The sequence below is a fragment of the Variovorax sp. P1_H12_2 genome (assembly GCF_056405335.1).
On the sequence record NZ_JBFUCI010000557.1, the window covers coordinates 1 to 3,417 of the forward strand.

A 3,417-nucleotide genomic window follows, 5' to 3' on the forward strand; every position below is an offset into this window, starting at 1 on the left:
AAGGACAAGGAAATGGTCATGCCCGGCGACAACGTGTCGATCACGGTCAAGCTGATCAACCCGATCGCGATGGAAGAAGGCCTGCGCTTCGCCATCCGTGAAGGCGGCCGCACCGTGGGCTCGGGCGTCGTGGCGAAGATCCTCGACATCTGATTCGAAGAAGCGAAGGAATCACCATGGCTACCAAGCAAAAAATCCGCATCCGCCTGAAGGCGTTCGACTACAAGCTGATCGACCAGTCGGCCGCTGAAATCGTGGACACCGCCAAGCGCACCGGCGCGATCGTCAAGGGCCCTGTGCCCCTGCCGACCCGCATGAAGCGTTTCGACATCCTGCGTTCGCCGCACGTCAACAAGACCAGCCGCGACCAGTTCGAGATCCGCACGCACCAGCGCCTGATGGACATCGTCGACCCGACCGACAAGACCGTGGACGCGCTGATGAAGCTCGACCTGCCGGCCGGCGTCGACGTCGAGATCAAGTTGCAGTAAGCCCTCGGCTGTTGCATTTGTGAAGCCCGCTTACAGAAATGTAGGCGGGCTTTGCTTATTCTGACTTCTCTGTGGCATCCTCGGAAAAATCTGCAACTTACGCAGAAAACGCTCATCAGAAGCGAAGTAATTTCTCAGAGAGGTGCGGAATGCGGGTGAAGTGGGTCTGGCGAAGCATGGCATTGGCGGGCGTGGTGATGCTCGCGGCCTGCGGCGGAGGTGGTGGAGGCGGCGGCGGCTTCGCACTGCCGGTGGCTGCCGGGGGCGTTCCGGGTGTCGGCACCGTCACGCTGAGTGGCACCGCGACCTACGAATCGATTCCCAACGTCAGCGGCGCGCTGGTCTACGCGGCCGCCGCCCCCAAGCCGATCCGGGGCGCCAGCGTCGAGATCATCAACGGCTCGTCGGCGGCGATCCTGGCGACCGCGACCACCGACGCCAGCGGCGCGTACTCGGTGTCGTTGCCGTCGAGCACCTCGGTTCAGGTGCGGGTCAAGGCGCAGCTGACGCAAGGCGGAAATGGCCCGAGCTGGGATGTCACGGTGCGCGACAACACCCAGTCCGATGCCATCTATGCACTCGAGACGCCTTCGTTCTCCACCGGGGCCTCGGCCAGCACACGCGACATCCGGGCGCCGTCGGGCTGGGACGGCAGCCGCTACGCCGGCACCCGGGCCGCAGCGCCGTTCGCGGTGCTCGACACCATCTACGCCGCGCAGGCGAAGATGCTGTCGGTGGCGCCTGGAACGGTCTTTCCGGCGCTGCGCGTCTTCTGGAGCGTCAACAACGTCCCGGCAAGCGGCAATCCTGCGATCGGACAGATCGGAACGACCTCCTTCAGCACCAGCAGCGCCGGGCGCGCCATCTACGTGCTGGGCAAGGAGAACGTCGACACCGACGAATACGACGGCTCGGTGGTCGCCCATGAATGGGGGCACTACTACCAGTCGGCGTTCAGCCGCGACGATTCGCCCGGCGGCAGCCATACGATGACGGACCGGCTGGACCGGCGCGTGGCGTTCTCGGAGGGCTGGGGCAACGCCTGGTCGGGCATTGCGCTGGCCCGCAGCAACTACACGGACTCCGTGGGGCCGGGACAAGGGCAGGGCGCAAATATCGACCTCACGTCGAGCGGGACACCTACTCCTGGCTGGTACCGCGAAGCCTCCATCCACTCGCTCCTGTGGCGCCTGAACGGACAGGTCGGCTTCGGGCCGATCAACGACACCTTGACCAGCGCTGCGTTCAAGAACGGCGTGGCCGTGACGTCCATTCACCCGTTCACGGCGGCTTTCAATGCCGTCGCCCCGGCCAGCGCCTCGGCGCTGAGCGGCCTGCTGATCGGCGAGCAGATCAGCGCGGCCCCCAACGATCCGTTCGGCGCCAACGAAACGAACGGTGGCGGCGCAAGCATCGCCGCGTTCTCGCTCCCGATGTACCGGCCGCTCACACCCACGGCCTGCGTGACCAACTCGGAGGGGGCCGGCAACAAGCTCGGCAGCTTCGTCTACCTCCGATTCACGATGGCGAGCGCTGGCAGCCGTTCGATCACGGTGTCCGGCCCGGCAGCGGCAGACCCGGATTTCACGGTCTATGCTGGCCGACTTGTCGCCGCAAGCGCGGGATTCGGCTCCAGCGAGAGCGCGACGGTCAGCCTGCCGGCCGGCGAGAACGTTCTGGTGATCAACGACTTCAACAATTCCTCGGCGAACACATGTTTCAACGTCACCATCCAGTGAGACTCGCGGCTGCCCTGGCGTGCGCCCTGGCGCTCGCCGCGCCCCTGGCGGTCCAGGCCGCCGGCGGGCCGATGAAGACGGCGCCGATGAAGGCCAACGGTTCCGGCGTGGAGGTGCAATACCGCGTCGATGAAGCGGCCCAGGCCGGCCGACCGGTGTCGGTGCTGCTGAGCTTCGCCGGCGTCGCGGATCCGGCGGGCGCCACGGTGCGCCTCGCCGTCGACGGCGGCCTGTCGCTCGCGGCTTCCGAGACCCAGCGCAGCCTCCCGGCGGGGCAGGCCGCGACCTGGACGGTAGACGTGGTGCCAGCCGCGACAGGCGTCGGCTATCTGCACGTCTTCACGACCCAGTTCGGCGTCACCAGCGTCACGTCGGTGCCGGTGGGGGTGGGAAAACCCGCTGACGCGACGACCGGCGGCGAGACCCTCAAGCAGGGCTCGGGCGGCGACAAGATCCTGCCGATGAAGGTCAAATAGGCCCCTACGCGTCTGCGCCGCCCGGCCACTTGCCTCCGCAGCCCTTTGCGGGCTATAATCTTCGGCTCTGCCTAACTTGCGTCTTTTGGCGCGGGTCGAGCGGAGTTTTATCAACCTTCTTTCGTGAAGCCAAACGGGTAAGCCGTACGGCCAAACGCTGTCGCCAATTGAAGTGGCAGCGGCGGAAGAGGACTTCCATTTTTGGAGAAAACAAATGAGTCTGAGCAACTCCCTCGGGTTGCTGGGCCGCAAGGTGGGGATGATGCGTCTCTTCACCGATGACGGGGACGCAGTTCCTGTCACGGTGGTGGATGTGTCCAACAACCGCGTGACCCAGATCAAAACCCAAGAGAACGATGGCTACGTCGCACTGCAAGTGACGTTCGGTTCGCGCAAGGCATCGCGCGTGACCAAGCCGGCAGCCGGTCACCTCGCCAAGGCGGGTGTCGAAGCTGGCGAAATCATCCAGGAATTCCGCGTGACCGCCGATACGGCCGGTCAGCACAAGGCCGGTGGCGTCATCGCCGCAGCCAGCGTGTTCGCGGTGGGCCAGAAGGTCGACGTGCAAGGCACCTCGATCGGCAAGGGCTTCGCTGGCACGATCAAGCGCCACAACATGAGCTCGCAGCGCGCGTCGCACGGCAACAGCCGTTCGCACAACGTGCCCGGCTCCATCGGTATGGCGCAGGATCCCGGTCGCGTGTTCCCCGG

Annotated in this window: 5 protein-coding genes; all 5 read left to right on the plus strand. The window is 65.6% G+C overall.

Features of this window, described 5'->3' with window-relative positions; all coding sequences use genetic code 11:
* On the plus strand, positions 1–153 hold a 153-nt coding region (locus tag AC1D2K_RS32215), incomplete at its 5' end, for an EF-Tu C-terminal domain-related protein (protein ID WP_478094199.1).
* Between the two features lie 23 nt (positions 154–176).
* Positions 177–491, plus strand: a complete 315-nt coding sequence (gene rpsJ / locus AC1D2K_RS32220) for a 30S ribosomal protein S10 (RefSeq protein WP_028250951.1) — start codon at positions 177–179, stop codon at positions 489–491.
* Between the two features lie 149 nt (positions 492–640).
* The gene (locus tag AC1D2K_RS32225; protein WP_478094194.1) at positions 641–2,230 is read left to right on the plus strand and encodes a hypothetical protein; all 1,590 of its coding nucleotides are present in this window, start codon (positions 641–643) and stop codon (positions 2,228–2,230) included.
* A complete protein-coding gene (locus AC1D2K_RS32230; protein ID WP_478094196.1) occupies positions 2,227–2,706 on the plus strand; it encodes a hypothetical protein in 480 nt (159 codons plus the stop codon). The genes AC1D2K_RS32225 and AC1D2K_RS32230 overlap by 4 nt, the downstream gene beginning before the upstream one ends.
* A 214-nt stretch (positions 2,707–2,920) precedes the next feature.
* Positions 2,921–3,417 (plus strand): 50S ribosomal protein L3 (gene rplC, locus AC1D2K_RS32235; protein WP_478094197.1); only part of this gene is annotated, 497 nt, incomplete at its 3' end.